Origin of the sequence: Hydrogenophaga sp., from assembly GCF_026125785.1 — a bacterium.
Lineage (GTDB): Bacteria > Pseudomonadota > Gammaproteobacteria > Burkholderiales > Burkholderiaceae_C > Hydrogenophaga.
In genome coordinates this window covers 1-25,298 of sequence record NZ_JAHCKL010000027.1, presented here as the reverse complement: position 1 = coordinate 25,298, position 25,298 = coordinate 1, and the positions used below count along the sequence as shown (strand labels likewise).

The window sequence follows — 25,298 nt, the reverse complement described above, 5'->3', positions numbered from 1 at the left end:
GCATGCGAATCCTCCACACCATGCTGCGCGTGGGCAACCTCCAGCGCTCCATCGACTTCTACACCCAGGTCCTGGGCATGCAGTTGCTGCGCACCTCGGAGAACCCCGAATACAAGTACTCGCTGGCCTTCGTGGGCTATGAAGGCAACCCCGCGCAGGCGGAGATCGAGCTCACCTACAACTGGGGCACCGAGAGCTACGAACTCGGCACGGCCTACGGCCACATCGCGCTGGGCGTGCCAGACGCCTACGCGGCCTGCGAGAAGATCAGGGCAGCAGGCGGCAACGTGACGCGCGAGGCCGGCCCGGTCAAGGGCGGCACCACGGTGATCGCCTTCGTGACCGATCCCGACGGCTACAAGATCGAACTGATCCAGCGCGCGGAGCACGCTGGCGGCGCAGGCCTGCGCTGAGCCCGCGGGCCCACTGGGAGGCCCTGCTTTTCTCATCCCGGGTCGCGCAGCCGCGCACGTCACCGGGGGCCAGTTTTCAGCCTTTAAACTTGACCCCCGATGACCTTGCCGTCCCTGCCTCTTCTCACCCTCATCCTTCTCCCCTTCGCGGGCAGCCTTGTCGCGGCCCTGCTTCCCTCCAACGCCCGCAACACCGAATCCACGCTGGCGGGCGCCATCGCGCTGTTCTGCGCCGTACAGGCGGCTCTGCTGTTTCCCGAGGTCTCGTCGGGCGAAGTGATCCGGCAGGAGATCGTCTGGCTGCCTTCCCTGGGGCTGAACTTCGTGCTGCGCATGGACGGCTTTGCGTGGATGTTCTCCATGCTGGTGCTGGGCATCGGTGCGCTGGTGGTGCTGTACGCGCGCTACTACATGTCGCCGGCCGATCCGGTGCCGCGCTTCTTCTCGCTGCTGCTGGCCTTCATGGGCTCCATGAGCGGCGTGGTGCTCTCCGGCAACCTGGTCCAGCTGGTGCTGTTCTGGGAACTGACCAGCCTGTTCTCTTTTCTGTTGATCGGCTACTGGCACCACCGCAAGGACGCGCGCCGGGGCGCGCGCATGGCGCTCACGGTGACAGGCAGCGGGGGCCTGTGCCTGCTGGCCGGCGTGCTGGTGCTGGGCCACATCGTGGGCAGCTACGACCTGGACGTGGTTCTGCAAGCCGGCCAGGTCGTTCGCGCGCATCCGCTGTACGTCACCGCCCTGGTGCTGATTCTGCTGGGCGCGCTGACCAAGAGCGCGCAGTTCCCGTTCCACTTCTGGCTGCCGCACGCCATGGCGGCGCCGACGCCGGTCTCGGCCTACCTGCACTCGGCCACCATGGTGAAGGCCGGTGTGTTCCTGCTGGCCCGCCTGTGGCCGGTGCTGGCCGGCTCCGAGGAGTGGTTCTGGATCGTGACCACCTCGGGCCTGCTCACCCTGCTCATCGGCGGCTTCGCGGCGATCTTCCAGAACGACCTCAAGGGCCTGCTGGCCTACTCCACCATCTCGCACCTGGGGCTGATCACCACCCTGCTCGGCCTCAACAGCCCGCTGGCCGCGGTGGCCGCTGTCTTTCACATCATCAACCACGCAACCTTCAAGGCCTCGCTGTTCATGGCGGTCGGCATCATCGACCACGAGACCGGCACACGCGACATGCGCCGGCTCAGCGGCCTTCGCCGCTACATGCCAATCACCGCCACGCTGACCATGGTGGCCGGCGCGGCCATGGCGGGTGTGCCCCTGCTCAACGGCTTCATCTCCAAGGAGATGTTCTTCTCGGAGGCGGTGTTCGTGAACGCGGCACCCTGGTTCGACCGCCTGTTGCCCGTGGCCGCGGTGATCGCCGGGGCCTTCAGCGTGGCCTACTCGCTGCGCTTCACGGTCGACGTCTTCTTCGGCCCCGACACCTGCAATGGCCTGCCACGCGTGCCGCACGAACCCCCGCACTGGATGCGCGTGCCGATCGAATTGCTGGTGCTGGCCTGCCTGCTGGTCGGCGTGCTGCCGCACTGGTCGGTGCAGGCCATCCTCTCCACGGCGGCCACGCCGGTGGTGGGCGGCGACCTACCCAGGTTCGACCTGGCCGTCTGGCACGGCTTCAACATCCCTCTGTGGATGAGCCTGCTCGCGCTGGCAGGTGGCATCGCGCTGTACCTGTTGCTGCGCCGCCCCATGGAGGCAGGCCGCCTCGCGCGCACGCCCGTGCTCAGTCTGGTCAGCGGCAAGCGCCTGTTCGAGGGCCTGCTGGCGCTGCTCACCGCCCTCAGCCGCAAGGCCCTGCGGTTGCTGGGCACGCGGCGCCTGCAGCCCCAGGTGGTGCTGCTGATGCTGGTCACGGTGGCAGCGGCCTGGCTGGCGTTGCGCGCAGCCAGCCTGCCTGTCTGGCTGCACAGCGGCAACCGTGCGGCGCTGCCGTTCTCGCCGATGTTCGCGCTGCTCTGGCTGGTCGGCATCGGGGCGGCCATCGGCGCCTCCTGGCAAGCCAAGTACCACCGCCTCACCGCGCTCGCCCTCATGAGCGTGGCCGGTCTGGTCACGGTGGTCACCTTCGCCTGGTTCTCGGCGCCTGACCTGGCGCTCACCCAGCTCTCGGTGGAGGCCGTCACCACCGTTCTGATCCTGCTCGGGCTGCGCTGGCTGCCCAAGCGTGTCGAAGACATGGACCGCGGCCTGGCACTGGGCACACGCGTGGCCAAACGCATACGCCGCGTGCGCGACCTGGCGCTCGCGCTGGCCGCCGGCAGCGGCATGGCGGCGCTGTCCTACGCCATGATGACGCGCAGCTTTCCGCAGAGCATTTCGCCCTTCTTCCTGGAACGGGCCTTGCCCGAGGGTGGCGGCACCAACGTGGTCAACGTCATGCTGGTGGACTTCCGCGGTTTCGACACGCTGGGCGAGATCACGGTGCTGGGCATCGTCGCGCTCACCGTGTATGCGCTGCTGCGACGCTTCCGCCCCGCGCCGGAGAGCATGGACCTGCCCTCGCAGCAGCGCGCGCTGCCGGCCGACCTGGCCACGGACCTGGTGAACGCGCAGACCGCAACCGACACCGCGCGCGGCTACCTGCTGGTGCCAGCCGTGCTGGTGCGGCTGGTGCTGCCGATCGCGGCCGTCATCGGCGTCTACCTGTTCATGCGCGGCCACAACGAACCCGGCGGTGGCTTCGTCGCCGGCCTGGTGCTCTCCACCGCCTTCATCCTGCAGTACATCGTCTCGGGCACGCAGTGGGTGGAAGCCAACATGCGGCTGCTGCCGGTGCGCTGGATCTCGGCAGGCCTGCTGATCGCCACCGCCACCGGCCTGGGCTCCTTCGTCTTCGGCTACCCCTTCCTCACCACCCACACCGCCCACCTGCACCTGCCCGTACTCGGCGACCTGCACGTGGCCAGCGCGCTGTTTTACGACATCGGCGTGTTCACCCTGGTGGTGGGCGCAACCCTGCTGATCCTCACCGCGCTGGGCCACCAGTCGGTGCGCGGCCACCGCCGCGCCAGCAGTGAAGCACGAGAAACCGAAGAACCCGTGCGGGGAGGCACCTGATGGAACTCGTTCTGGCCATTGCGATTGGCGTGCTCACCACCTGCGGCGTCTGGCTGATGCTGCGTCCGCGGACCTACCAGGTGATCATGGGCCTGGCGCTGCTGGGCTATGGCGTCAACCTGTTCATCTTCAGCATGGGCCGCCTGGCCGTGGACAGCGAACCGGTGCTGCTGCCCGGCGTGCCCACCACGCTGTCCTACTACACCGACCCCCTGCCCCAGGCCCTGGTGCTCACGGCCATCGTGATCGGCTTCGCCATGACGGCGCTGTTCCTCGTGGTGATGCTCGCGCAGCGCGGCTTCTTCGGCAATGACCATGTGGATGGCCGGGAGGACGGCGAATGAGCGATCTCGCCCAGATGCTCATGCCCCACCTGATGGTGGCACCCATCCTGCTGCCGCTGCTGACAGCCTGCGTGCTCATGGTCGTGAGCGAACGCCTGCACCGCACCAAGGCCACGCTGAGCCTGGCTTCCACGGCGGCCAACCTGGTGGTCGCCGTGCTGCTGCTGGTGTGGGCCAAGAGTGGCAACCAGCCCAGCGCCTACGGCGTCTACCTGCCCTCGAACTGGGACATGCCCTTTGGCATCGTGCTGGTGCTCGATCGCCTTTCCGCGCTCATGCTGGTGATGGCCGCGCTGGTGGCCCTGATGGCGCTGCTGTTCGCACTGGCGCGGTGGCACAAGGCGGGCGCCCATTTCCACCCGCTATTCCAGATCCAGATCATGGGACTCAACGGCGCCTTCCTCACCGGCGACCTGTTCAACCTCTTCGTGTTTTTCGAGGTGATGCTGGCCGCATCCTACGGCCTGCTGCTGCACGGCTCCGGTCCGGCACGCGTGAAGGCCGGGCTGCACTACATCACCATCAACCTCGCGGCCTCCTCGCTGTTCCTGGTCGGCGCGGCGCTGATCTACGGCGTGACCGGCACGCTCAACATGGCCGACCTGGCCGCCCGCATTCCCACCGTGGCGCCGCAGGACCGCGCGCTGCTGCACGCGGGCTGCGCCATCCTGGCGGTGGCCTTCCTCGCCAAAGCCGCCATGTGGCCGCTGAACTTCTGGCTGGTGCCTGCCTATGCCAGCGCCAGTGCGCCCTCGGGCGCGGTGTTCGCGCTGCTGACCAAGGTCGGCATCTATGTGCTGCTGCGGCTGTCCACCCTGCTCTTTTCGACCCAGGCCGGCGATTCCGCCGGCTTTGGCAGCAACTGGCTGCTGTGGGGTGGCCTGGCCACACTGGTGTTCGGTGCCATCGGCATCCTGAGCGCGCAACGCCCGGCGCGAATGGCCGGGTTCGCCGTGCTCATATCCTCGGGCACGCTGATGGCCGTGCTGGGTCTGGCGCGCCCGGAGGTCACCGCCGGCGCGCTGTACTACCTGCCGGTCTCCACCTTTGCGGTGGCCGCCTTCTTCCTGCTGACCGAGCTCATGGACCGCTCCCGCCAGGACGATCCGAATGCACGGCGCGCGCCGGAAGACGAAGAAGACCATCTGCCCTTCTCGCTCGCGGACCTCGAACTGCACGCCGGCGCCAACCTGGACGAAGACGAGGAGCCCCTGATTGGCCGGGCCATACCAGCGTCCACCGCGCTGCTGGGACTGGCCTTCATCGCCTGCACGCTGCTGCTTGCCGGCCTGCCGCCGTTCTCGGGCTTCATCGGCAAGTTCGCCATGCTCTCCACCCTGCTGCAACCGGCCGCGGGGCCAGTGGCCATGGTGAGCTGGGTGCTGATGGCCTGCGTGATCGTCTCCGGCCTGTTTGCGCTGCTGGCCCTCTCGCGCGCCGGCATCCGCTTCTTCTGGGCGCCAGTGGACCGGCCCGCACCGATGCTGCGCGTCATCGAGTACCTGCCCATCGCCCTCCTGGTGGCCGTCTGCGTGCTCTTCACGGTGCGTGCTGAAGCGGTGCTGCGCTACACCAGCGCCACGGCCGCCGCCCTGTACGAGCCGCGCCACTACATCGACGCCGTGCTCTCCAGCCGTCCGCTGCCGTCGCCCACCAATGCCGAGCGCCTGGGCGCACAACCCGCGGGGATGGGACGGTGATGCGCGCGCTCTTTCCCGCTCCGCTGCTGTCGCTGGCGCTGGTTGGCCTGTGGCTGCTGCTCAACGGCTTCAGCCTGGGCCAGTGGCTCATGGGCCTGCTGCTGGGCTGGCTGGTGCCCTACCTCACGCACACCCTGCGGCCCACGCCCGTGCGTTTCAGCCACCCATTGGTGGCGCTGCGCCTGTTCTTCCAGGTCGGCGCCGACGTCATCGCCTGGAACTGGCGTGTGCTGCGCGGCACGCTCGCCAGCGCCGAGCGCGTGCCCAAGGGCGGTTTCGTGGTCGTTCCGCTGGACATGCGAGACCCCAACGGCCTGGCCGTGCTGGCGGCCATCATGTGCGTGATCCCCGGCACCATCTGGTCCGAGCTGGCCCTGGACCGCAGCGCGCTGCTGGTCCACATGTTCGACATGGAAGACGCCCAGGCCGAGATCGACCTGATCAAGCGCCGCTATGAACAACCCCTGATGGAGATCTTCGAATGAGCATCGTCCTCTTCGCTGCCATCGTCTTCGCGCTGGCCTGCTACGCGCTGGGCATGCTGCTGTCGCTGCTGCGCCTCTTTCGCGGCCCCTCGGCCCAGGACCGCGTGCTGGCCATGGACCTCATCGCCACCATCGTGATGCTCATGCTCATGGTGCTGGCCATCCGGTACCGCAGCGCCGTGTACTTCGAGGCCGCGCTGCTGATCGCCATCTTCGGCTTCGTGAGTTCGGCGGCCATGGCCAAGTTCCTCCTGCGCGGCGAGGTGATCGAATGAATGTCGACATCTCTGCCTGGGTGGAATGGCCGGTGGCCGTGCTGCTGGTGCTCAGCGGCGTCTTCACACTGGCGGCGGCCGTGGGCGTGGTGCGCTTCAAGACCTTCTTTCAGCGCATGCATCCGCCCGCCCTGGCCTTCAGCTTCTCCGCCTGGTGCGTGACGCTGGCCAGCATCATTTTCTTCTCGGCACAGGACGAAAAGCTCACGCTGCACGCGTGGCTGATCATCATCTTTCTCTCGCTGACGGTGCCTGTCACCACCATCCTGCTGGCGCGCACCGAGCTGTTCCGGCGCCGCATCGCTGGCGATGGCGGAAACGACATACCGCCATCGCTGATCCACGAAGTGGTGGAACCACCCCGGGCCGCCGAAGGCGGGCAGCCTCAGGGTGAGTGAACGGTCGTCGCGCGCTCAGGGCGCGATGACCACTTCCACGCGACGCGCTTCGGCGTTGTTGCCGCTGCCAGTGGTCTGCTCGGGCTTCCTGAGTTCCAGCACGGCTTCGGCCACGCCCGCGCCCACCAGCGCGTCACGCACCACAAAAGCGCGCTGTTTGGCCAGTTCGGCGTTGAAAGCCGGATCACCGGTGGCGTCGTGGAAGCCGGAGATCACCAGCTTCTTGCCGCCCTGCGCCGCCTTGATGGCATCGGCCAATGCATCGAGCGCGCCGGAAGCCAGGTCGGACTTGCCGGTGGCGAAATAGAACCTCACCACGCCGTTCTCCACCACCACGCTGGCATCGTCCGCACCCAGCACCGTAGTGGTGGTGCTGACGACGGCCGTGGCCGTGGGCGCCCCGGAGGCGGCAGCGGCACCGCTGCGCGACTTGTGGATGCCCACCCCCAGCGCCAGGCCCACGGCCAATATCACCGCGGCAATCAGTACAAAGGCCGCAACGCGGAACTCGGGTTCGTCATCCTGAGAGGACATGAGGCAACACTCCGTGAAGAATAATGAGAAGGAAATTCGCTCCGGATTGTAAATGCCCCCCTGCGTACCTTCCCTGGCCTGGCCCACCGACCCCGCGCAACGCGATGGCGCGCGCATGATGGCCCACACCCTGGCGCAATGGCGTGCGCAAGGACCGCGCCCCGATCTCTGGGTCTTTGCCTACGCCTCGCTGGTCTGGCGCCCCGAGTTCGAGGCCGCCGAGCAACGGCCGGCGCGGGTGCATGGTTACCACCGCTGCCTGCAGATGTGGAGCCGCGTCAACCGTGGCACGCCCGAGTGCCCGGGCCTGGTTTTCGCGCTCATGGCCGGCGGCAGTTGCACCGGTCTGGCGCTGCGTGTGCCGCACGAACAGGTGGAGCACATCATGCCCCTGCTGTGGGCGCGTGAGATGCCCAATCCGGTGTACGACCCCCGGTGGCTCACATGCCAGACCGACCAGGGCCCGGTCAGCGCACTGGCCTTCACCCTTTCCCGGCGCAGCCCCAGCCACACCGGCACGCTGAGCGACGAGCGCTACCGCGAGATCTTCGCGCGCTCCTGCGGCCGCTACGGCACCACGCTGGACTACGCGCGCAAAACCTTCGAGGGGCTGCTGCACCACGGCATCCACGACCGTGCCCTGGAACGCCTGCTTCGCCTGGCGCAAGAGCCCTCGGTGCCACCCGCGGCCTGAGCACCGCACCCGCCTGCCTATACTGCCTCCATGAACATCGCCGACCTGCGCAAGAGCTACGAAAAGGCCGAACTCAGCGAGACGGCCTCGCATGCGGACCCGCTCCAGCAATTCGACCAATGGCTGCAGGAAGCCATCCGTGGCGAAGTGCCCGAACCCAACGCCATGACCCTGGCCACCGTGGGTCCGGACCTGCGGCCCAGCACGCGCGTGGTGCTGATCAAGGGCTACGACGAGCGCGGCGTCGTCTGGTACACCAACTACCAGAGCCGCAAGGGCCGCGAGCTGGCGGGCAACCCATTCGCGGCGCTGCAATTCCATTGGGTCGAACTCGAGCGCGTGGTGCGCATCGAGGGCGTGGTGGAAAAGGTCAGCGAGCAGGAGAGCGATGCGTACTTCCACAGCCGCCCGCTGGACAGCCGCATCGGCGCCTGGGCCAGCCCGCAGAGCGAGGTGATCGACAGCCGTGCGGTGCTCGTGGCCAATGCCGCGAAGTACGGCGCGCAGTTCCTGCTCAAGCCGCCGCGCCCACCGCACTGGGGAGGCTACCGGCTCAAGCCCGACACCTGGCAGTTCTGGCAAGGCCGCAAGAGCCGCCTGCACGACCGCCTGCGCTACGCCGCGCAGCCCGATGGAAGCTGGCTGCGCGAGCGACTGGCCCCCTAGGATCTGTTCACCCTAGAACCGCGCGACCCGCTGGTCTGCCACGGCCTGCAACTGGGCGGGCGCGACCCACTCTGGCGCGATCTCCGCCAGCGGCACAAGCACGAAAGCACGCTGCCCCATGCGGGGGTGCGGCACCACGAGCCGGGGCGAGGCGATGCGGCCCTCGCCATACAGCAGCAGGTCCAGATCGAGCGTCCGTGGCGCATGGTGGTAGGGGCGCTCGCGGCCAGCCCCGTGTTCTATCGCCTGCAGGCAGTCGAGCAGCTCCAGCGCATTCAGGGTCGTGGCGACTTTCGCGACGGCATTGAGGTAGTCCGGTCCGCCCGCGTCCACCGGCGCGGTGCGGTACAGGCTGGAGGCACGGACGAGACGCAGGCCCGGCGCCTGGTCCAGGGCCACGAAGGCCTCGCGCAGCGCCCGCGCCGGCTGACCGAGGTTGGCCCCCAGGGCCACGTAGGCGGTGGTCTCAGGGCGCATCGGGGCTGCTGCCGCCGGCAGGGCTCACTCGGGTGCGCTGCCTTCGGCGCGCCCCGCACCGGAAGGCTTGCGCCGACGCCGGCGGCGCTTCTTGGCGGGCGCGGCGGCACCCTCTTCTCCGTGCGCAACGCCCGCGGTGTCATCGGCTCCGGCCTCATCGCCATCCCCGTCCTCGTCCTCTTCATCGGACGCCACGCGAAAACGCGGGTCGGGCTGAGGTGCGTTCGCCGGGTGGTCCGGATCGTCGCGCCGCACGCGGCGGGCTTTGCCCGCGCCAGGGCGCGACTGGCTTTCGCGGCGCTGCGCGTCCACCATGTCCTGGCGACGCTCGTCGCTGGCGGTGCTGAATGTTTCCCACCAGTGCGCCAGTTCCTCGTCCACTTCACCCACCTGCGAGCGCAGCCGCAGGAAATCGAAGCCGGCCCGGAAACGTGGCTGCTCCACCAGGCTGAACGGCGTGCTGCCCACGCGCTTGTCGAAGCGCGGCTGCATCATCCAGATCTCGCGCATGTCGGTGCCCAGCTTGCCACGGCCGGAGACGTCGCCGATGCGGGCGTCGAAAGCCTCGTCCACGGCGTCGTGCAGCGCCGCCACCGGCGGCGCTGGCCGCTGGCCCGGGCGCGGCTGCAGGCGCTGGTTCCAACCCTTGCGCACGTCGGCCCAGAGCACGCAGGCCAGCAGGAAGCTGGGCGCCACCGGCTTGCCCTCGCCCACACGGCGGTCGGTGTCCTGCAACGCGAGCTTCACGAATTCGTCGTCGGCGCGCTGGACCACCACGTCCAGCAACGGGTAGATGCCGGTGCCAAGCCCCACCGTCTTGAGTTGCTCGATGCTGGCCAGTGCGTGGCCCGTCTGCAGCAGCTTGAGCATCTCGTCGAACAGGCGGCTCTGGGGCACATCGGCGAGCAGGGAGCGCGAGGAGGCCAGCGGCTCCAGCGTGCGGGCATCGAACTGAAAACCCAGGCGGCTGAGCTTTGCGCCGAAGCGCACCGCACGGATGATGCGCACCGGGTCCTCGCGGTAGCGTGTGGCGGGGTCGCCGATCATGCGCAACACGCGCTTCTTCGCATCGCGGATGCCGTGGTGGAAGTCCACCACGGTCTGCGTCTGCGGGTCGTAGTACATGGCGTTGATGCTGAAGTCGCGGCGCGCGGCGTCCTGCTCGATCGGTCCCCAGACGTTGTCGCGCAGCACGCGCCCGCTGGCGTCGACGGCGTGCTTCATGCCCGCGAGTTCGCCCTTGCTGGTGCGCTCGTTGCCCGCTACCTGTTCGGCCGCCGCGCTGTCGAGGTAGGCGCGGAAGGTGGACACCTCGATGACCTCGTGCTCGCGGCCGCGCCCATAGATCACGTGCACGATGCGAAAGCGCCGGCCGATGATGAAGGCGCGGCGGAACAGCCCCTTGACCTGCTCGGGCGTGGCGTTGGTGGCGACGTCGAAGTCCTTGGGCCGCAAGCCCAGCAGCAGGTCGCGCACCGCGCCACCGACGATGTAGGCCTCGAAGCCGGCCTGCTTGAGCGTGTTCACCACGTCCAGCGCACGCTGGTCAACCAGCGCGCGGTCGATGCCGTGCACATCCACCGGCACGTCCTCGCGTTTGCCAAAGGGGTTGGCGCGGCGCGAGCCAGTGGCCTCGGCCTTGCCGAGCAGCCTGTTGATGAGTTTCTTGATCATTCGAATAAATGGAGTATGCGCCAGCCCTTGTCGAGGGCCACGGCGCGCAGCCGGGCGTCCGGATTGGTGGCCACGGGCTCGTGCACCTTCTCCAGCAGCGGCAGGTCGTTGATCGAGTCGCTGTAGAAGGTGCTGTGCTGCACGCGCGACCAGTCCAGCCCGCGAGCGGCCAACCATTGTTCCACACGCGCCACCTTGCCTTCGCGGAACGAGGGCACGCCCTTGATGTCTCCGGTGAATTCCCCCCGGGCGTCGGTCTGCAGCTCGATGGCGATGAGCTCGTCCACACCGAAGGCATGGGCGATCGGGCGGGTCACGAACTCGTTGGTCGCGGTCACGATGACCACCTCGTCGCCGGCGGCCTGGTGGGCCCGCACCAGGGCGGTTGCGGTGTCCGTCATGGCAGGCCGGATCACCTGCTGCATGAAACGTTCGTGCGCCTGGCGCGCCTGGGCCTGGCCGTGCTCACGCACGGCGCCGGTGGCAAAGCGCACGTAGGCATGGATGTCCAGCGTGCCCGCCTTGTAGTCGGCGTAGAAGCCATCGTTGGCGCGGGAGAAGCTGTCTGCATCGCGCCATCCGAGGTCGACGGTGAACTCGCCCCAGGCGTGGTCGGAATCGAGAGGGATCAGGGTGTGATCGAGGTCAAACAGGGCCAGCCGCATGTCTATTCGTTTTCCAGCATCGACTTGATCAGGGGAATGGTGATGGCGCGCTGGGTCCGCAGGGCATAGGCATCGAGCTGGTCCAGCAGGTCCATGAGGCTGGAGAGGTCTCGCGAGAAGCGGCTGAGCATGTAGTCCATGACCTCGTCGCCCAGGAACACGCCGCGCTCGTCGGCGGCGCGGCGCAGCACCGAGCGGCGCTCGGCCTCGCCCAGGGCCTGGAGCTGGAAGACGTGGCCCCAGCCCAGGCGCGTGCGCAGGTCCTCGCGCAGGCGCAGGTCGGCCGGCGGGCAGGTGGCGGCCGCGAGCACCCAGCGGGAGGGCCCGTGCGCCGGGTTTTGCGCATTGACGAACCAGTTGAACGCAGCCGCCTGCTGCGCGGCGGTGTACAGGTGGCAGTCGTCCAGCAGGATGGCATCCCACTGGTCGTCGAAGTCTCCCGGGTCCAGGGTCGACGCGTCCATCCAGCCCACCCGGCTGCCCTGCTCGCGCAAGGCTTCGCGCGAAGCACGCAGCAGGTGCGTCTTGCCGCTGCCGCTCTCGCCCCACAGGAAAGTCGGCACCGGCGAGCGCAGCGGGTTGCCGGTCCACAGCTGTAGGTGCTCCAGCGCAGCTTCGTTGCCGGCAGGGATGAAATTGGAGAACGACGGCACCGAAGCCAACCCGATGTCCAGCGCCATCTGCTTCATGGGAGTCGGGCCATTGCTCATGGTGTCTCGTCCGGCGGCGCGGCGGCCGGCGCACCGTCCAGGTACAGCCGGCTGGCCATGTAGGCCGTGCGGGCGCGGCGGATGCCCACCAGCAGCACCGCGCTGGCGGGCAGCGCGATCAGCACGCCCACGAAGCCGAAGAGGTGACCGAAGGCCAGCAGCGCGAAGATCACCGCGATGGGGTGCAGACCGATGCGTTCGCCCAGCAGCCGGGGCGTGAGGTACATGCTCTCCACCACCTGCCCGACCAGGTAGACCATGCCCACCAGCGCCACGCCGAGCACGCTCTGGAACTCCAGCAGCGCGGCCACCAGGGCCATCACCAGTCCCAGGCCAAAGCCGAGGTAGGGCACGAACACCGCCAGCCCGGTGAACACGCCGATCGGCAGCGCCAGATCCAGCCCCACCAGGGCCAGGCCCACCGCGTAGAACACCGCCAGGATGCCCATCACCAGCACCTGGCCACGCAGGTACTGGCCCAGAACCTCGTCGGTCTCGTCCAGGAAGCTCTGCACGCTCTCCTGCCAGCGCGGCGGGATCAGCGACTTGGCGCGCTCGACCAGGTTGGCCCAGTCCAGCAGCAGGTAGTAGGCCACGATGGGCATGAGGAACAGGTTGCCGAACACCGCCGCCAGCGCGCTGCCGCCGATGCGCAGCGAGGACAGCAGCCCGTCGATGATCTCCCCCTCGTGACCAGAGATGAGCTTGCCCAGGCCCTCACGCACAAAGCTCACGTCCACGGCCAGGTTGACGCCGAAGCGCCCGGCCAGTGGCTTGAGCCAGGCATTGAGCCGGTCCAGCAGCTCCGGCACCTGTTCACGCAACAGGGGAACCTGCTTGGTGATGACCGGCACGATCAGCAGCACCACCGCAGTCAGCACCAGCATCAGCCCGGCGATGGCCAGGCCGGCACCCAGCCAGCGCGGCACGCGCCGCGCATGCAGGCGCTCCACCAGCGGGTGCAACGCGTAGGCCAGCACCGCCGCCAGCACGAAAGGCATGAGCACCGGCGCCAGCAGTGACAGCAACAGCCCGCTCACCACGGCGATGGTGATCCACAGCAGGGCGCGTATCTGGTTGGCGGTCAAGGGCATGAGTGGGGGCGAGGCCGGCCGGCACAGGGCAACAATCCCCGGGCGGCCTGGGCGGATTCTATCGGGCCATCCGCAGAGGTATGGCAAACCCCTGATGCGCGCGTTGCCCGCGCGGGCTCACAGCAGGACCTCCGAGGGCAATACATGCACGCCCGGCGCTCCCACCAGCGCTGCCTGCAGCAGGTGGTGCGCGATGCGCTCGGCCGGCACCACGCGCAAGCGCCGCGGCAGCAGCGGCCCAAGGCCCTGCGAGAGCCGCACCGCAAACTGCTCCGCCGGCCGGCGCTGCTCCCGCTGGCCACCGATGAGCCCCGGGCGCACCAGCGACAGCGAGGGGTAGCCCACGGCCTGCAGATCGCGCTCGGTCTCGCCCTTGGTGCGGGAATAGAACACCCGCGATCCGGTGTCCGCGCCGAGCGCCGAATTGAAGGCAAAGACCTGCGCGCCATGGCGGCGCGCCAGGTAGGCCACCTCCAGCGGGTAGTCGTGGTCGACCTTGTAGAACGCCGCCTGCGACCCCGCGACCCGGATGGTGGTCCCCAGCGCGCAGACCACGGCATCCACGCGCCACCATTCCGCGTCCTGCGGCAGGCGGTCGAAATCCACCAGCGGATTGAGCAGCTTCGCGTGCGGCACCAGCGAGCGGCGGGTCGGCGCCACCACCTGCGCCACCGCGGGGTCGGCCAGCGCCTGGCGCAGCACATGGCCGCCGACCAGCCCCGTGGCCCCCACCAGCAGCAGCCGCTTCAAGGTGTCCTCCCAGGTACGCGGGCCTGGCGCTCGACCTCCTGCAGCAAGGCCCGGTAGTCCGGCAGCCGCAGGCCGCCCAGCGCCACCGCGCGTGCCGCCGCTTGCCGCGCCTCGTCCAGGCGCCCTTGCTCCATGCGGACCTGCGCCAGGTTGTTCCAGGCGTCGGCAAATGCGGGATGCGCCTCCACGGTGCGTTCATAGGCCGAGGCGGCGGCCTCGGGCTGCCCCAGGGCGTAGGCGGTGTTGCCCAGCCCCAGCATCAGGGTCTGCTGGTGCGGCCAGCGGGCCAGCCCGCTGCGGTACGCCTCGTGTGCGGCCCGCACGTCGCTGCGCTCCAGCGCTGCCGCGGCGACCGCCCAACCGTCCGGACGCGCCGTCACCGGCAGCGCCTGCGGCGGCGTCACCCGCACGGCCCAGTGGTCGGAGCGCGCCCAGGTGTGCTCGAACGTGGTCAGGGGCATGACCAGGCGCTCGGTGGTGCCCGAGTGCAGCGTGAGGGTACCGGCTTCGCGGTCGTAGCCCACCACCACCGCGTAGTGCCACATCGGTGAAAACGGCAGGGCCAGGTTCTGCAGCACCAGCACCGGGTGGCCGCTGGCCACCTCCGCCAGCACGGCCTGCAGCGTGGGTGCCAGCAGGTAGGCCACCAGCCCCTGGCGGCGCGCGGCAGCCAGCATCTCAGTCTGCAGCGCGCCCTCGCGCCCGGGCAGGTAGACCTGCGGCGTGAGCTGGGCCGGCGTGACCGGGCGGCCCGCCGCCTGCGCCACCATGGCCAGCGTGGCCGGGCCACAGAGCCGGTCGTCCTGGGGAAAGAACGGCACCTGTGTCAGCAGCACACGGGGAGTCAACTGCGCCGGCCAGGCCTCGCGCAGCGCGGCCGTCTGCGGTGGCGTGGCGCAACCCGCCAGCAGCAGCGCGCAAAGAAGAACCCCCGCCAGGGCGGGGGTTTTCCAGCGTGGCCGCCCGAGGGTCATCGGATGCTGCGCGTGAACGGGAAGACCTTGGTGAGACCCAGGATGTCGGTCACCAGCAGGATAAGGAAGACGGTGAACAGCACACCCACCACGCCGGCGCCGGCCGGGGCCTGGTCGACGCGGTCGGCCAGTTGGGCCACTTCCGCGTCGGACATGGCCTGCACGCGCGCGATGGCCTCGTCCGCGCTCACGCCCTGCGCCTGCAGCGCACCGCGCACGTCCTCGCGCTCGAAGAACGCGCTCACGCGCTCGCGGTGGGCATCCCCGGCGGCGGTGACCATGGACTGCTCGGTCGACACGATGCCTGCCTGCGCCACCAGCGGCATGCCGGCCAGGGTCATGCAGGGGATGAGGACGAGGGCGACGGAGCGGTAGAGTTTTTTCAGCATGGCGATGGCGGAAATGTGGATCGGATGCCTACCCCCAGGGGTAGCCAGACAGGCCCGCATGTTCGCCGTGCACGCCCGGCGGCGTCAACCGGAATTACATGCCGACACACAAGGACAGCGGCGCGCCGCCCGCTCGGCGCGGGCATCAGTTCAGCGCCCGGCGCAGTTCCTGCAGGCGCAGGGAGATGGTCTCGCGCTCCAGGGTGTCGTCGGTGTGCGCGACGAATATCTCCAGGTCGCTCACCGCCAGCCGCAGGTCCCCCATCTCCGCCCAGGCCAGGCCACGGTCACGGTACTCGACCCAGACGTCGGGCAACAGGATGAGCAGCCGATCCTGCACCGCGATCAGCCGCAGCCAGTCCTGCTGGTTGCGGTGGATTTCCTTGAGGTTGCGCAGCAGCCGCGCCAGGATCTCGCGCGGCGTGGCCGCCTGCAGGTAAAGGCCGACCGGCACGTCGAAATCGTCCACCAGCCCATTGCGGCGCTTGTAGGGCTCCAGCCGCTCGGACAGGTCTTCCCGGCTCAGCGACTGGCCCGTGAACGGATCAATCACCACCTGCCCGTTGGGCAGGTTGATCTTGACCATGAAGTGCCCGGGAAAGTTGATGCCCCGCGCCTTCAGGCCCAGCCCATGGGCCAGCTCCAGCCAGAGCACGGCCAGCGAGATCGGAATGCCGCGCCGCGTGCGCAGCACGGCATTGAGGTAGCTGTTGTCGGGGTCGTAGTAGTTGTTGACGTTGCCGCCAAACCCCATGTCGCGGAAGAAGAACTGGTTGAGCGTGCGCAGGCGCTGCAGCGGGCCCGCGTCGGCGGCGCAGCGGCGGCGCACGCGCGCCAGCATCTGGTCCACGTCGCCCAGCACCTGCTGCACGTCCAGATCAGGGTACTCGTCCTGCGCGATCGAGGCCGCAGCCTCGAACAGCGGCAAGGCATCGTCATCGCGCACCAAGGCAGCGAAGTAGCCCAGCGGACTGGCCTCCGGGATCTGGAACGGGATGGACGACATAGGGTCTGGGCGGTCTTTGGCGCGGGTGGCCTCATTTTCGGAGGAACTGGCGCAAGTTCAAGCCCGAAAGCAGCAAGGTGACGAAATACACCAACACCCCACCGAACACGCACAGGGTGAGCAAGCTCACCCGCCGCAGCGCCCGCCCCTCGAAACCCAGCCAGTCGATGTTCAAGGACACCGCGGTGAGAAACAGCGCCAGCAGCGCGCTGGCCGCCACCACCTGGAGGATGAAACGCCCCCAGCCAGGCGAAGGCCGGTAGGCACCCCGGCGCAGCAGCCCCAGCAGCAGCAGCAGGGCATTGACCAGCGCGCCGATGCCGATGGCCAGCGCCAGGCCGGCATGCGCCAGGTAAGGAACCAGGAGGAAGTTCAGCGCCTGGGTCAGCGCCAGCACCCCGATGGCGATCTTCACCGGCGTGCGGATGTCCTGGCGGGCGTAGAAACCGGGGGCCAGCACCTTGATGGCGATCAGCCCGATCAGCCCGGCGCCGTAGCCCATGAGGGCGGTGGCCGTGCGCTGCACGTCGGCGGCGGTGAAGGCACCGTAGTGGTAGAGCACCGCCACCAGCGGGTAGGCAAAGGTGAACAGCGCCACCGCGCAGGGCACGGCCAGCAGCACCACCAGGCGCAACCCCCAGTCCAGCAAGCCGCTGTAGCGCTCGCCGTCGTCGGCCGCCTTGGCCGCCGCCAGTTGCGGCAACAGCACCACCCCAAGAGCCACGCCCAGCAGCGCGGTCGGGAACTCCATCAAACGGTCCGCGTAGGTCAGCCAGCTCACGCTGCCCACCGCGAGGTGCGAAGCGATCTGCGTGTTGATCAGCAGCGAGACCTGCGCCACGCTCACGCCCAGCAGCGCCGGCAGCATCAAGGTCGTCACCCGGCGCGTGCCGGGGTGGTTCCAGGCCGCCTTCAGGCTGGACCAGCGCAACCGCACGCGCGGCAGCAGGCCCAGTCGCCGCAGGGCGGGCACCTGCACGCCCAGTTGCAGCGCACCGCCCACCAGCACGCCCGCGGCCATGGCGTAAATGGGCGGAATGCCCAGGCTGCCGAACCAGGGGGCACCCCAGGCCGCCGCGCCGATCATGGCCACGTTCAACAGCACCGGCGTGGCCGCCGGCACGGCAAAACGCTTCCAGGTATTGAGAATGCCGGCCGACAGCGCCACGAAGGACATGAAGCCGATGTAGGGGAACATCCAGCGCGTCATGAAGACGGCGGCCTCGAAACCTTGGGGGTCCTGCTTGAGCCCAGCGGCCATGGCCCAGACCAGCACCGGCGCACCGGCCACGCCCAGCACGCAGGTCAACGTCAGGGCCCAGGCCAGCACGGTGGCAATCTGGTCGACCAGGTCGCGGGTGGCGTCGTCACCCTCCTTCTCCCGCACACTGGCCAGCACCGGCACGAAAGCCTGGCTGAACGCCCCTTCGGCGAACAGGCGCCGCAGCAGGTTGGGAATGCGGAAAGCGACGTTGAACGCGTCGGTCAGCGCGCTGGCGCCGAAAGTGGCCGCCACCAGCAGCTCACGCACCAGCCCCGTGATGCGGGAAACCAGGGTCAGCAGCGAGACGAGGGAGGCGGACTTGAACAGCGACACGCCGGGAGTGTAACGACCCGCCCCATGCCGGCCGGCGCCCCGGATGGGCCGGACACCCCTGCCGTGCTAAAATCGCGGGCTTTGCTGGCATCATCCCCAAACATCGCATAGGAATTCCACCATGGCAACCAAGCCGAAGAAAAAGAACCCCCGCCTGGCATCCGGCCGCAAACGCGCCCGCCAGGACGTCAAGCTCAACGCAGCCAACACCTCGCTGCGCTCCAAATACCGCACCGCCGTCAAGAACGTCGAAAAGGCCGTTCTGAGTGGCGACAAGGCCAAGGCCACCGAACTCTTTGCCAAGATGCAGAAGGTCGTGGACACCGTGGCCGACAAAGGCATCTTCCACAAGAACAAGGCCGCGCGCGACAAGAGCCGCCTGTCGGCCAAGGTCAAGGGCCTCGCAGCAGCCGCTGCCTGACCCGCTACCCTCACCGGCCTGACCCGCTCAGGCCATCAGCCCGGGCCGCACCGGCCCGCCGTTTGAAACGGTGCGCTGCCAGCAAAAGCAAAAAGCCGTCGCAAGACGGCTTTTTTGTTTCCGAAGCCAGCGCACCGAGACCCAACCCCGTCAGCCCAAGGAACACCCTCCCCCACAAGGCCGCGCAGCGAGGCCGCAGCCCCCAGAGGCACCGAGGGTCCGGCTCCGCCGGCCCAAGGTGCCGTCCCCCCTCGAAGCGCCGAAGGCGCGCCACGGAGGGGGGAAGCCGCGCAGCGGCGCAGGGGGGAGCTCTCTACTTCTCCGGCAGCAGGCAGCCCTCGGCCACCTGCAGGTCGTTGTCGCGCGCGAAGTTCATGCAGAAGTCCCAGGCCATGGGCTCGGCTTCACGCAGGTCCGAATGGACCACCACGCACTTGACGCCGTTGATGGTGTTGGGCACGCACCAGGGGGAGTAGCTGAGGTGGCTGCCCGGCTGGGCGCCACCGGGCCGGAAGCTGCTCATCACGCCGGCCAACCGCTCTGCCCAGTCGCTCGGACGAAACGTGCGTCCATCCCGGGTGATGCCTTGAATGAAGACTTGTTTGGCGGAGGGTGAGACCATCGGGAAGCGCCTTCGGGTGGAGGGCCTGCAGGGAAAGCGGCAGCGCCTTGGCGAGGGTGGCTCGCCGGGCGTGGCAGACAGGTATTCTATCTTATATAAGACTCAAGCCCGGAAAACCGCCGCACCCGGACACCGCGGGCCGCCCGCATGGCAGCGATGCCCAACAAGCAATGATGATGCCTGCGCGAGCGCCTAGAATCGTGCTTCAACGGCTCAACCTGCGTTGAGCCGCTTTCTTTTGCGGGCTTTCTGTCCGCGCCAGCCACCCACCACGGAGTCACCGCATGAACGCCGCCTTGAACCCCGCCACCTCGCCCCACGTGATGAACACCTACGGTCGCCTGCCGATCGCGATGTCGCACGGTCGAGGTGTGCGCGTCTGGGACGTCAACGGCAAGGAGTACCTGGATGCGCTGGCCGGCATCGCCGTCAACACCCTGGGGCACGGCCACCCCAAACTGGTGCCCGCCCTGCAGGACCAGGTAGCGAAGATGATCCACTGCTGCAACTACTACCACGTGCCCGACCAGGAGCGCCTGGCGCAGATGCTGGTGGAGCGCTCCGGCCTGACCAACGTGTTCTTCTGCAGCAGCGGCCTGGAAGCCAACGAGGCCGCGCTCAAGCTGGCGCGCAAGTACGGCCATGACAAAGGCATCGAGAAGCCGGAGATCGTGGTCTACGAGAAGGCCTTCCACGGCCGCTCCATCGCCACCCTCTCCGCCACCGGCAACCCCAAGGTGCAGGCCGGCTTCGGCCCACTGGTGGAAGGTTTCATCCGGGTGCCGCTCAACGACATCGAAGCCCTGAAGAAGGCCACCGTGGGCAACCCGAACGTGGTCGCCGTGTTCTTCGAGACGATCCAGGGCGAGGGTGGCATCAACCCCATGCGCGCGCAGTACCTCAAGGACGTGCGTGCCCTGTGCGACGCCAACGACTGGCTCATGATGATCGACGAAGTGCAGTGCGGCATGGGCCGCACCGGCAAGTGGTTCGCCCACCAGTGGGCCGGCATCCAGCCCGACGTGATGCCCCTGGCCAAGGGTCTGGGCTCTGGCGTGCCGATCGGCGCGGTGGTGGCCGGCCCCAAGGCCGCGCAGATCTTCCAGCCCGGCAACCACGGCACCACCTTTGGTGGCAACCCGCTGGCCATGCGCGCCGGTGTGGAAACCATTCGCATCATGGAAGAAGACGGCCTGCTGGACAACGCCGCGCGCGTGGGTGCCCACCTGCACGCCCTGCTGGACAAGTCCCTCGCCGGCAAACCTGGTGTCAAGGAAGTGCGCGGCCAGGGCCTGATGATCGGCATCGAACTGGCCAAGCCCTGCGGCGTGCTCACCCAGCGCGCGGCCGATGCCGGCCTGCTGCTCTCGGTGACGGCCGACACCGTCATCCGCCTGGTGCCGCCGCTGATCATGACCACCGCCGAAGCCGACGAAGTGGCCGCCATCCTGCTGCCGCTGATCCACGCCTTCCTGGCCGAATGACGGGCGCCGCCTCATGAGCAGCATCAAGCACTACCTGCAGTTCAAGGACCTCACGGCCGACGAGTACGCCTACCTGCTCGGCCGTGCCGCGCACATCAAGAAAAAGTTCAAGGCGTTCGAGAAGTACCAGCCCTTCGCCGACCCGGACCGCACCCTGGCCATGATCTTCGAGAAGGCCAGCACGCGCACCCGCGTGAGCTTCGAGGCCGGCATGTACCAGATGGGCGGCTCCGTGGTGCACCTCACCACCGGCGACAGCCAGCTCGGCCGCGCCGAGCCCATCGAGGACAGCGCGCGCGTGATCAGCCGCATGGTCGACATCGTGATGATCCGCACCTTCGAGCAGCAGAAGATCGAGTCCTTCGCGGCGCACTCGCGCGTGCCGGTCATCAACGGCCTCACCAACGAGTACCACCCCTGCCAGATCCTGGCCGACATCTTCACCTACAACGAATACCGCGGCGACATCCGCGGCAAGGTCGTGGCCTGGGTGGGCGACGGCAACAACATGGCCAACACCTGGCTGCAGGCGGCCGAGGTCCTGGGCTTCACGGTGCACGTGAGCACGCCCAGCGGCTACGGCATCGACACCGCCGTGGCGGGCGTGAAGAACACGGCCTGCTACAAGACCTTCAAGGACCCGCGCGAAGCCTGCCGGGGCGCCGACCTCGTCACCACCGACGTCTGGACCAGCATGGGCTTCGAGGCCGAGAACGAAGCCCGCCGCAAGGCCTTTGCCCAGTGGTGCGTGGACGAGGACATGATGCGCCTGGCCAAGCCCGACGCGCTCTTCATGCACTGCCTGCCCGCGCACCGTGGCGAAGAGGTCAGCGCCGAAGTCATCGACGGCCCGCAGTCGGTGGTGTGGGACGAGGCCGAGAACCGCATGCACGTGCAGAAGGCCCTGATGGAGTACCTGCTGCTCGGCCACCTCACCTGAGCCGAGCTCCATGCAGGCCCTGCTCGACGCCATCGCGCGCATCGAGCCGTCGGCGGATGCGCGGCGCATCTTCCACGGCCGGGGCGGACGATTCCCTGGCTGCGAACAGTGGGCACTGGACGCCTTCCCACCGGTCTGGGTGCTGACCAGCTTCCTGCCGGTGGACGACACCACGCTGGCACTGCTGCACGACGCACTGCAGCGGCGCTGGGCGGCCATCGCGCCCGAAGGCGCGACGCTGAACTGGGTCTTCCAGTGCCGGCACGAGGGCCGCACCGAAACCCGCCTCATGGCCGGCAGCGTGCCCGATCCGCACGTGGTGCACGAAGGCGGCGCGCGCTACCTGGTGCATGTGCTCCGGGGCCAGAACCACGGCCTGTTCCTCGACATGGCCACGGGCCGCCAGTGGGTGCGGGAGAACGCGCGCGGGCAGACCGTGCTCAACCTCTTCGCCTACACCGGCGCCTTCTCGGTGGCGGCACTGCAAGGCGGTGCCAGGCAGGTGGTGAACGTGGACATGAGCAGCGGCGCCATGGCCATCGGCCAGCAGAACCATGCACTCAACGGCCTGGGCGGCGGCGCGAGTTTCCTCGCGCACGACATCTTCAAGACCTGGGGCCGCATCACGCGCGGCGGCCCCTACGGCCTAGTCATCGTCGACCCGCCCAGCTACCAGAAGGGCAGCTTCGTCGCCACCAAGGACTACGCGCGCCTCATGCGCCGCCTGCCCGATCTGCTGCGCCCCGGAGGCCGCGCGCTGCTCTGCCTGAACGCCCCCGAACTGGGCCCCGACTTCCTGCAAGACCTCGTGCGCGAAGCCGCGCCGGAACTGGCGTTCGAGCAGCGCCTGCCCAACCCCGAAGCCTTCACCGACGCCGCGCCCGAGCGCGCGCTCAAGGTGCTGCTGTACCGCGCGCCCGCGCTCGGCGCACAAGCCACGCCATGAGCGCCTGCACCGATTGCGGCGCCTGCTGCGCCTGCTTCCGCGTCGACTTCTCGGTGCACGAGGGCGAGGACATGGGCGGCACGGTGCCCACCGGGCTGGCGGTGGAGGTCACCCACAGCACGCTGCGCATGCGCGGCACCGACCACTCGCCCCCGCGCTGCGCGGCGCTCTCCGGCAAGGTGGGCACGCACGCCGTCTGCGGCATCTACGAGTGGCGACCCTCCCCCTGCCGCGAATTCGAGGAAGGCAGCGAAGCCTGCGCACGCGCGCGCCAGCGCCACGGCCTACGGCCGTTGCCGACTTGAGCATTTGATTCAGGCCTGAACTATTTTCAGGGCCTGTTGGGATTAACCGACACCACGGCTTTTTTTGCGGTGCTACCTTCACCGCACCATGAAGAAGCAGCTCTGGGACATCTCCCCCCCCGTGCACGCGGGCTCACCGGTTTTCCCGGGAGACACGCCCTACGCGCAGCAATGGGCCGCCACCATAGGCCCAGGCTGCCCGGTCAACGTCAGCGCCATCACGCTCTCGCCCCACGTCGGCGCGCACGCCGACGCCCCCCTGCACTACGACCCCGAAGGCGCGGCCATCGGCGCCGTCGCGCTCGACGCCTTCATCGGCCCCTGCCGCGTCATCCACGCCATCGGCTGCGGCCCGCTGGTGCAGCCGCACCACATCGCCCACGCGCTGGACGCCAGCCTGCCACCGCGCGTGCTGGTGCGCGTGTACGACACCCAGCCGCAAGACCGCTTCGACCACGCCCTGCCCGCCTTCGCGCCCGACACCGTGGCGCAACTCGCCCGCCTCGGCGTGCTGCTCATCGGCATCGACAGCGCCAGCATCGACCCCGCCGACAGCAAGACCCTGGACAGCCACCAGACCATCCGCCGGCTCGGCCTGCGCGTGCTGGAGAACCTGCTGCTCGACGGCGTGCCCGAGGGCGACTACGAACTCATCGCCCTGCCCCTGAAACTCACCACCGCCGACGCCAGCCCCGTGCGCGCCATCCTCCGCGAACTGCCCACCCACCACACGAGCTGAGCCCATCCACCGCACGAGCTGAGCCCACCCACCACACGAGCTGAGCCCACCCACCGTTCGGGCTGAGCCTGTCGAAGCCCCTCCCAACACAGCACCATGACCACCACAACCACCCTGCAAGACTGCCGCGCCCTGGACGCACAAGACCCCCTGCGCCCCCTGCGCGAACTCTTCCACATCCCCGAAGGCACCCTCTACCTGGACGGCAACTCCCTGGGCGCCATGCCGCGCAGCACCCCCGCGCGTGTGGCCCAGGTGGTGACCCAGGAATGGGGCCAGGACCTCATCCAGAGCTGGAACAAGCACGGCTGGTTCTCCCTGCCGGGCCAGGTGGGCGACAAGATCGCGCGGCTGATTGGCGCCCCCCCCGGCACCGTGGTGGCCACCGACAGCACCTCGGTCAACCTCTTCAAGGTGCTCTCCGCCGCCCTCAGCCTGAGCGCGGCCGACCACCCGGGGCGCAAACGCATCGTCAGCGAACGCAGCAACTTCCCCACCGACCTCTACATCGCCGAAGCCCTGTGCAAGGAACGTGGCTTTGAACTGGTGCTGGTGGAGCCCGAAGACATCGCCGCCGCGCTCACGCCCGAACTGGCCGTGCTCATGCTCACCCACGTGAACTACCGCACCGGCGCCATGCACGACATGGCGGCCGTGACCGCCGCCGCCCACGCGGTGGGCGCGCTCGTGGTGTGGGACCTGGCGCACAGCGCCGGCGCCGTGCCGGTGGACCTGGGCAGCGCTGGCGCCGACTACGCCGTGGGCTGCGGCTACAAGTACCTCAACGGCGGTCCCGGCGCGCCCGCCTTCGTCTGGGTCCACCCGCACCACGCCGACCGCTTCTGGCAACCCCTGGCCGGCTGGTGGGGCCACGCCACCCCCTTCGAATTCACGCCCGACTACCGTCCCGCCCCCGGCATCACCCGCTACCAGTGCGGCACTCAGCCCATGATCAGCCTGGCCGCGCTGGAATGCGGCGTGGACACCCTGCTGGCCGCCGAAGCGCACGGCGGCATGGCCGCACTGCGCCGCAAATCCCTTGCGCTCACCGACCTCTTCATCTGCCTGGTACAGAACCGCTGCCAAGGCCACGGCCTGGGCCTGGCCACCCCCATGGACCACACCCAGCGCGGCTCACAGGTCTGCCTCACGCGCGACGAAGGCGCCTACGCCATCGTGCAGGCCCTCATCGCCCGCGGCGTCGTCGGCGACTTCCGCGCCGGCGACCCTTCGACAGGCCCGGGGCGAACGGGCACCAAAGACATCCTGCGCTTCGGCTTCACCCCGCTCTACATCGGCTTCGAAGACGTGTGGAATGCCGTGGAACACCTGCGCCAGGTGCTGGAAAGCGGCGAATGGCGGCGCCCCGAATTCAACCGGAAACACGCGGTGACCTGACCCCCAACCGTGCAAGCCAGCCCAACGCCCCTTCCGACCAAGCCCACTCCCCTCCAATCGGACAGAGCCCACCCCATCCTTTCGGGCTGAGCCCCCATCCTTTCGGGCTGAGCCCCCACCCGTTCGGGCTGAGCCTGTCGAAGCCCTTCCCACACAAGCCCCACAGGCACAAGACAAACCAGAGCGCAACATGCACAGCAAACCCGAAGACATCGTGCGCCAGGAAGGCGCGCAACTCGACTTCAGCCGCGACATGAGCTACGGCGACTACCTCCAGCTCGACGCCATCCTCGGCGCGCAGAAACCGCTCTCCCCCGCGCACGACGAAATGCTCTTCATCGTGCAGCACCAGACCAGCGAACTCTGGATGAAGCTCATGCTGCACGAGCTGCATGCCGCCATCGCCCACATCGCGCGCGACGAACTCCCGCCCGCCTTCAAGATGCTCGCGCGCGTCAGCAAGATCATGGAACAGCTCGTGCACGCCTGGGACGTGCTCGCCACCATGACCCCGCCCGAGTACAGCGCCATCCGC

At 68.6% G+C, this 25,298-nt stretch carries 29 protein-coding genes; 17 read left to right on the top strand and 12 right to left on the bottom strand.

Annotation, left to right across the window (positions count from 1 at the left end):
- The first annotated feature begins 2 nt into the window (after positions 1-2).
- From gloA to KIT53_RS18420, 7 genes are all read left to right on the top strand, one after another.
- Positions 3-413: a lactoylglutathione lyase gene (gloA, locus tag KIT53_RS18450; protein WP_297755796.1), complete on the top strand. Its 411-nt coding sequence runs from the start codon at positions 3-5 to the stop codon at positions 411-413.
- A gap of 114 nt (positions 414-527) precedes the next feature.
- Positions 528-3,476, top strand: coding sequence for a monovalent cation/H+ antiporter subunit A (locus KIT53_RS18445; protein ID WP_297755830.1), 2,949 nt, complete (start codon positions 528-530; stop codon positions 3,474-3,476).
- Complete coding sequence (locus KIT53_RS18440; protein WP_297755795.1) at positions 3,476-3,820, top strand: Na+/H+ antiporter subunit C; 345 nt, start codon at positions 3,476-3,478, stop codon at positions 3,818-3,820. Before KIT53_RS18445 ends, KIT53_RS18440 begins: the two co-directional genes overlap by 1 nt.
- Entirely contained in the window at positions 3,817-5,520 is a 1,704-nt protein-coding gene (locus KIT53_RS18435; protein WP_297755793.1) for a monovalent cation/H+ antiporter subunit D, read from the top strand. The genes KIT53_RS18440 and KIT53_RS18435 overlap by 4 nt, the downstream gene beginning before the upstream one ends.
- Complete coding sequence (locus KIT53_RS18430) at positions 5,517-6,005, top strand: Na+/H+ antiporter subunit E (protein ID WP_297755791.1); 489 nt, start codon at positions 5,517-5,519, stop codon at positions 6,003-6,005. The genes KIT53_RS18435 and KIT53_RS18430 overlap by 4 nt, the downstream gene beginning before the upstream one ends.
- Positions 6,002-6,280, top strand: a complete 279-nt coding sequence (locus tag KIT53_RS18425) for a K+/H+ antiporter subunit F (RefSeq protein ID WP_297755789.1) — start codon at positions 6,002-6,004, stop codon at positions 6,278-6,280. Before KIT53_RS18430 ends, KIT53_RS18425 begins: the two co-directional genes overlap by 4 nt.
- Entirely contained in the window at positions 6,277-6,678 is a 402-nt protein-coding gene (locus tag KIT53_RS18420; protein WP_297755787.1) for a Na+/H+ antiporter subunit G, read from the top strand. The genes KIT53_RS18425 and KIT53_RS18420 overlap by 4 nt, the downstream gene beginning before the upstream one ends.
- A gap of 15 nt (positions 6,679-6,693) precedes the next feature.
- On the opposite strand, the gene KIT53_RS18415 is transcribed toward KIT53_RS18420, so the two are convergent.
- Positions 6,694-7,212 carry an OmpA family protein gene (locus KIT53_RS18415; RefSeq protein WP_297755785.1) on the bottom strand — a complete coding sequence of 173 codons (519 nt, stop codon included), beginning with the start codon at positions 7,210-7,212 and terminating at the stop codon, positions 6,694-6,696.
- Between the two features lie 115 nt (positions 7,213-7,327).
- On the opposite strand from KIT53_RS18415, the gene KIT53_RS18410 reads away from it, so the two are divergent.
- Together KIT53_RS18410 and pdxH are read left to right on the top strand one after the other, a co-directional pair.
- Positions 7,328-7,906: a gamma-glutamylcyclotransferase gene (locus KIT53_RS18410; RefSeq protein WP_297755828.1), complete on the top strand. Its 579-nt coding sequence runs from the start codon at positions 7,328-7,330 to the stop codon at positions 7,904-7,906.
- Between the two features lie 30 nt (positions 7,907-7,936).
- On the top strand, positions 7,937-8,572 hold the full coding sequence (gene pdxH / locus KIT53_RS18405) for a pyridoxamine 5'-phosphate oxidase (RefSeq protein ID WP_297755782.1): 636 nt from the start codon (positions 7,937-7,939) through the stop codon (positions 8,570-8,572).
- Positions 8,573-8,584: 12 nt separating this feature from the next.
- On the opposite strand, the gene folK is transcribed toward pdxH, so the two are convergent.
- The 10 genes from folK to murJ form a co-directional block, all read right to left on the bottom strand.
- Positions 8,585-9,049, bottom strand: coding sequence for a 2-amino-4-hydroxy-6-hydroxymethyldihydropteridine diphosphokinase (folK, locus tag KIT53_RS18400; RefSeq protein WP_297755780.1), 465 nt, complete (start codon positions 9,047-9,049; stop codon positions 8,585-8,587).
- Positions 9,050-9,073: 24 nt separating this feature from the next.
- Positions 9,074-10,723, bottom strand: coding sequence for a polynucleotide adenylyltransferase PcnB (gene pcnB / locus KIT53_RS18395; protein WP_297755778.1), 1,650 nt, complete (start codon positions 10,721-10,723; stop codon positions 9,074-9,076).
- Positions 10,720-11,388 (bottom strand): HAD family hydrolase, encoded by a 669-nt coding sequence (locus KIT53_RS18390; RefSeq protein ID WP_297755777.1) that lies wholly within the window; start codon positions 11,386-11,388, stop codon positions 10,720-10,722. Before KIT53_RS18390 ends, pcnB begins: the two co-directional genes overlap by 4 nt.
- 2 nt (positions 11,389-11,390) lie before the next feature.
- The gene (gene hda, locus KIT53_RS18385; protein WP_297755826.1) at positions 11,391-12,077 is read right to left on the bottom strand and encodes a DnaA regulatory inactivator Hda; all 687 of its coding nucleotides are present in this window, start codon (positions 12,075-12,077) and stop codon (positions 11,391-11,393) included.
- 17 nt (positions 12,078-12,094) lie between these two features.
- Entirely contained in the window at positions 12,095-13,192 is a 1,098-nt protein-coding gene (locus tag KIT53_RS18380) for an AI-2E family transporter (protein WP_297755764.1), read from the bottom strand.
- A 117-nt stretch (positions 13,193-13,309) separates the two neighbouring features.
- Positions 13,310-13,942 carry an NAD-dependent epimerase/dehydratase family protein gene (locus KIT53_RS18375; RefSeq protein WP_297755763.1) on the bottom strand — a complete coding sequence of 211 codons (633 nt, stop codon included), beginning with the start codon at positions 13,940-13,942 and terminating at the stop codon, positions 13,310-13,312.
- Positions 13,939-14,916: a PA2778 family cysteine peptidase gene (locus KIT53_RS18370; protein WP_297755762.1), complete on the bottom strand. Its 978-nt coding sequence runs from the start codon at positions 14,914-14,916 to the stop codon at positions 13,939-13,941. The genes KIT53_RS18375 and KIT53_RS18370 overlap by 4 nt, the downstream gene beginning before the upstream one ends.
- The gene (locus KIT53_RS18365; protein WP_297755760.1) at positions 14,913-15,305 is read right to left on the bottom strand and encodes a PA2779 family protein; all 393 of its coding nucleotides are present in this window, start codon (positions 15,303-15,305) and stop codon (positions 14,913-14,915) included. Before KIT53_RS18365 ends, KIT53_RS18370 begins: the two co-directional genes overlap by 4 nt.
- A 145-nt stretch (positions 15,306-15,450) precedes the next feature.
- A complete protein-coding gene (locus KIT53_RS18360) occupies positions 15,451-16,311 on the bottom strand; it encodes a tetratricopeptide repeat protein (protein WP_297755759.1) in 861 nt (286 codons plus the stop codon).
- A 31-nt stretch (positions 16,312-16,342) separates the two neighbouring features.
- Positions 16,343-17,908, bottom strand: a complete 1,566-nt coding sequence (murJ, locus tag KIT53_RS18355) for a murein biosynthesis integral membrane protein MurJ (protein ID WP_297755757.1) — start codon at positions 17,906-17,908, stop codon at positions 16,343-16,345.
- A 121-nt stretch (positions 17,909-18,029) separates the two neighbouring features.
- Here murJ and rpsT point away from each other — a divergent pair, with 121 nt between their 5' ends.
- Positions 18,030-18,329, top strand: a complete 300-nt coding sequence (rpsT, locus tag KIT53_RS18350; protein WP_297755755.1) for a 30S ribosomal protein S20 — start codon at positions 18,030-18,032, stop codon at positions 18,327-18,329.
- Between the two features lie 313 nt (positions 18,330-18,642).
- Here rpsT and KIT53_RS18345 read toward each other — a convergent pair whose 3' ends face one another.
- Positions 18,643-18,951: a DUF3579 domain-containing protein gene (locus KIT53_RS18345; protein WP_297755753.1), complete on the bottom strand. Its 309-nt coding sequence runs from the start codon at positions 18,949-18,951 to the stop codon at positions 18,643-18,645.
- Positions 18,952-19,235: 284 nt separating this feature from the next.
- Here KIT53_RS18345 and KIT53_RS18340 point away from each other — a divergent pair, with 284 nt between their 5' ends.
- The 7 genes from KIT53_RS18340 to KIT53_RS18310 form a co-directional block, all read left to right on the top strand.
- Positions 19,236-20,435: an aspartate aminotransferase family protein gene (locus KIT53_RS18340; RefSeq protein ID WP_297755751.1), complete on the top strand. Its 1,200-nt coding sequence runs from the start codon at positions 19,236-19,238 to the stop codon at positions 20,433-20,435.
- Between the two features lie 13 nt (positions 20,436-20,448).
- Positions 20,449-21,375: an ornithine carbamoyltransferase gene (argF, locus tag KIT53_RS18335; RefSeq protein ID WP_297755750.1), complete on the top strand. Its 927-nt coding sequence runs from the start codon at positions 20,449-20,451 to the stop codon at positions 21,373-21,375.
- 10 nt (positions 21,376-21,385) lie between these two features.
- Positions 21,386-22,321: a class I SAM-dependent methyltransferase gene (locus KIT53_RS18330; protein WP_297755748.1), complete on the top strand. Its 936-nt coding sequence runs from the start codon at positions 21,386-21,388 to the stop codon at positions 22,319-22,321.
- The gene (locus KIT53_RS18325; protein WP_297755746.1) at positions 22,318-22,626 is read left to right on the top strand and encodes a YkgJ family cysteine cluster protein; all 309 of its coding nucleotides are present in this window, start codon (positions 22,318-22,320) and stop codon (positions 22,624-22,626) included. The genes KIT53_RS18330 and KIT53_RS18325 overlap by 4 nt, the downstream gene beginning before the upstream one ends.
- 88 nt (positions 22,627-22,714) lie before the next feature.
- Positions 22,715-23,365 (top strand): arylformamidase, encoded by a 651-nt coding sequence (gene kynB, locus KIT53_RS18320; RefSeq protein WP_297755744.1) that lies wholly within the window; start codon positions 22,715-22,717, stop codon positions 23,363-23,365.
- 96 nt (positions 23,366-23,461) lie between these two features.
- Entirely contained in the window at positions 23,462-24,763 is a 1,302-nt protein-coding gene (gene kynU / locus KIT53_RS18315) for a kynureninase (RefSeq protein WP_297755742.1), read from the top strand.
- A 190-nt stretch (positions 24,764-24,953) separates the two neighbouring features.
- A partial coding sequence (locus tag KIT53_RS18310) for a tryptophan 2,3-dioxygenase family protein (protein WP_297755740.1) occupies positions 24,954-25,298 on the top strand: 345 nt, incomplete at its 3' end.

What these genes read in the sequence shown, in the direction of transcription:
- gloA (WP_297755796.1), top strand. Translation starts at nt 3, where the DNA reads ATGCGAATCCTCCACACCATGCTGCGCGTGGGCAACCTCCAGCGCTCC.
- KIT53_RS18440 (WP_297755795.1), top strand. Translation starts at nt 3,476, where the DNA reads ATGGAACTCGTTCTGGCCATTGCGATTGGCGTGCTCACCACCTGCGGC.
- KIT53_RS18435 (WP_297755793.1), top strand. Translation starts at nt 3,817, where the DNA reads ATGAGCGATCTCGCCCAGATGCTCATGCCCCACCTGATGGTGGCACCC.
- KIT53_RS18425 (WP_297755789.1), top strand. Translation starts at nt 6,002, where the DNA reads ATGAGCATCGTCCTCTTCGCTGCCATCGTCTTCGCGCTGGCCTGCTAC.
- KIT53_RS18420 (WP_297755787.1), top strand. Translation starts at nt 6,277, where the DNA reads ATGAATGTCGACATCTCTGCCTGGGTGGAATGGCCGGTGGCCGTGCTG.
- KIT53_RS18415 (WP_297755785.1), bottom strand. Translation starts at nt 7,212, where the DNA reads ATGTCCTCTCAGGATGACGAACCCGAGTTCCGCGTTGCGGCCTTTGTA.
- KIT53_RS18410 (WP_297755828.1), top strand. Translation starts at nt 7,328, where the DNA reads ATGATGGCCCACACCCTGGCGCAATGGCGTGCGCAAGGACCGCGCCCC.
- pdxH (WP_297755782.1), top strand. Translation starts at nt 7,937, where the DNA reads ATGAACATCGCCGACCTGCGCAAGAGCTACGAAAAGGCCGAACTCAGC.
- folK (WP_297755780.1), bottom strand. Translation starts at nt 9,049, where the DNA reads ATGCGCCCTGAGACCACCGCCTACGTGGCCCTGGGGGCCAACCTCGGT.
- pcnB (WP_297755778.1), bottom strand. Translation starts at nt 10,723, where the DNA reads ATGATCAAGAAACTCATCAACAGGCTGCTCGGCAAGGCCGAGGCCACT.
- KIT53_RS18390 (WP_297755777.1), bottom strand. Translation starts at nt 11,388, where the DNA reads ATGCGGCTGGCCCTGTTTGACCTCGATCACACCCTGATCCCTCTCGAT.
- hda (WP_297755826.1), bottom strand. Translation starts at nt 12,077, where the DNA reads ATGAAGCAGATGGCGCTGGACATCGGGTTGGCTTCGGTGCCGTCGTTC.
- KIT53_RS18380 (WP_297755764.1), bottom strand. Translation starts at nt 13,192, where the DNA reads ATGCCCTTGACCGCCAACCAGATACGCGCCCTGCTGTGGATCACCATC.
- KIT53_RS18370 (WP_297755762.1), bottom strand. Translation starts at nt 14,916, where the DNA reads ATGACCCTCGGGCGGCCACGCTGGAAAACCCCCGCCCTGGCGGGGGTT.
- KIT53_RS18365 (WP_297755760.1), bottom strand. Translation starts at nt 15,305, where the DNA reads ATGCTGAAAAAACTCTACCGCTCCGTCGCCCTCGTCCTCATCCCCTGC.
- KIT53_RS18360 (WP_297755759.1), bottom strand. Translation starts at nt 16,311, where the DNA reads ATGTCGTCCATCCCGTTCCAGATCCCGGAGGCCAGTCCGCTGGGCTAC.
- rpsT (WP_297755755.1), top strand. Translation starts at nt 18,030, where the DNA reads ATGGCAACCAAGCCGAAGAAAAAGAACCCCCGCCTGGCATCCGGCCGC.
- KIT53_RS18345 (WP_297755753.1), bottom strand. Translation starts at nt 18,951, where the DNA reads ATGGTCTCACCCTCCGCCAAACAAGTCTTCATTCAAGGCATCACCCGG.
- KIT53_RS18340 (WP_297755751.1), top strand. Translation starts at nt 19,236, where the DNA reads ATGAACGCCGCCTTGAACCCCGCCACCTCGCCCCACGTGATGAACACC.
- argF (WP_297755750.1), top strand. Translation starts at nt 20,449, where the DNA reads ATGAGCAGCATCAAGCACTACCTGCAGTTCAAGGACCTCACGGCCGAC.
- KIT53_RS18330 (WP_297755748.1), top strand. Translation starts at nt 21,386, where the DNA reads ATGCAGGCCCTGCTCGACGCCATCGCGCGCATCGAGCCGTCGGCGGAT.
- KIT53_RS18325 (WP_297755746.1), top strand. Translation starts at nt 22,318, where the DNA reads ATGAGCGCCTGCACCGATTGCGGCGCCTGCTGCGCCTGCTTCCGCGTC.
- kynB (WP_297755744.1), top strand. Translation starts at nt 22,715, where the DNA reads ATGAAGAAGCAGCTCTGGGACATCTCCCCCCCCGTGCACGCGGGCTCA.
- kynU (WP_297755742.1), top strand. Translation starts at nt 23,462, where the DNA reads ATGACCACCACAACCACCCTGCAAGACTGCCGCGCCCTGGACGCACAA.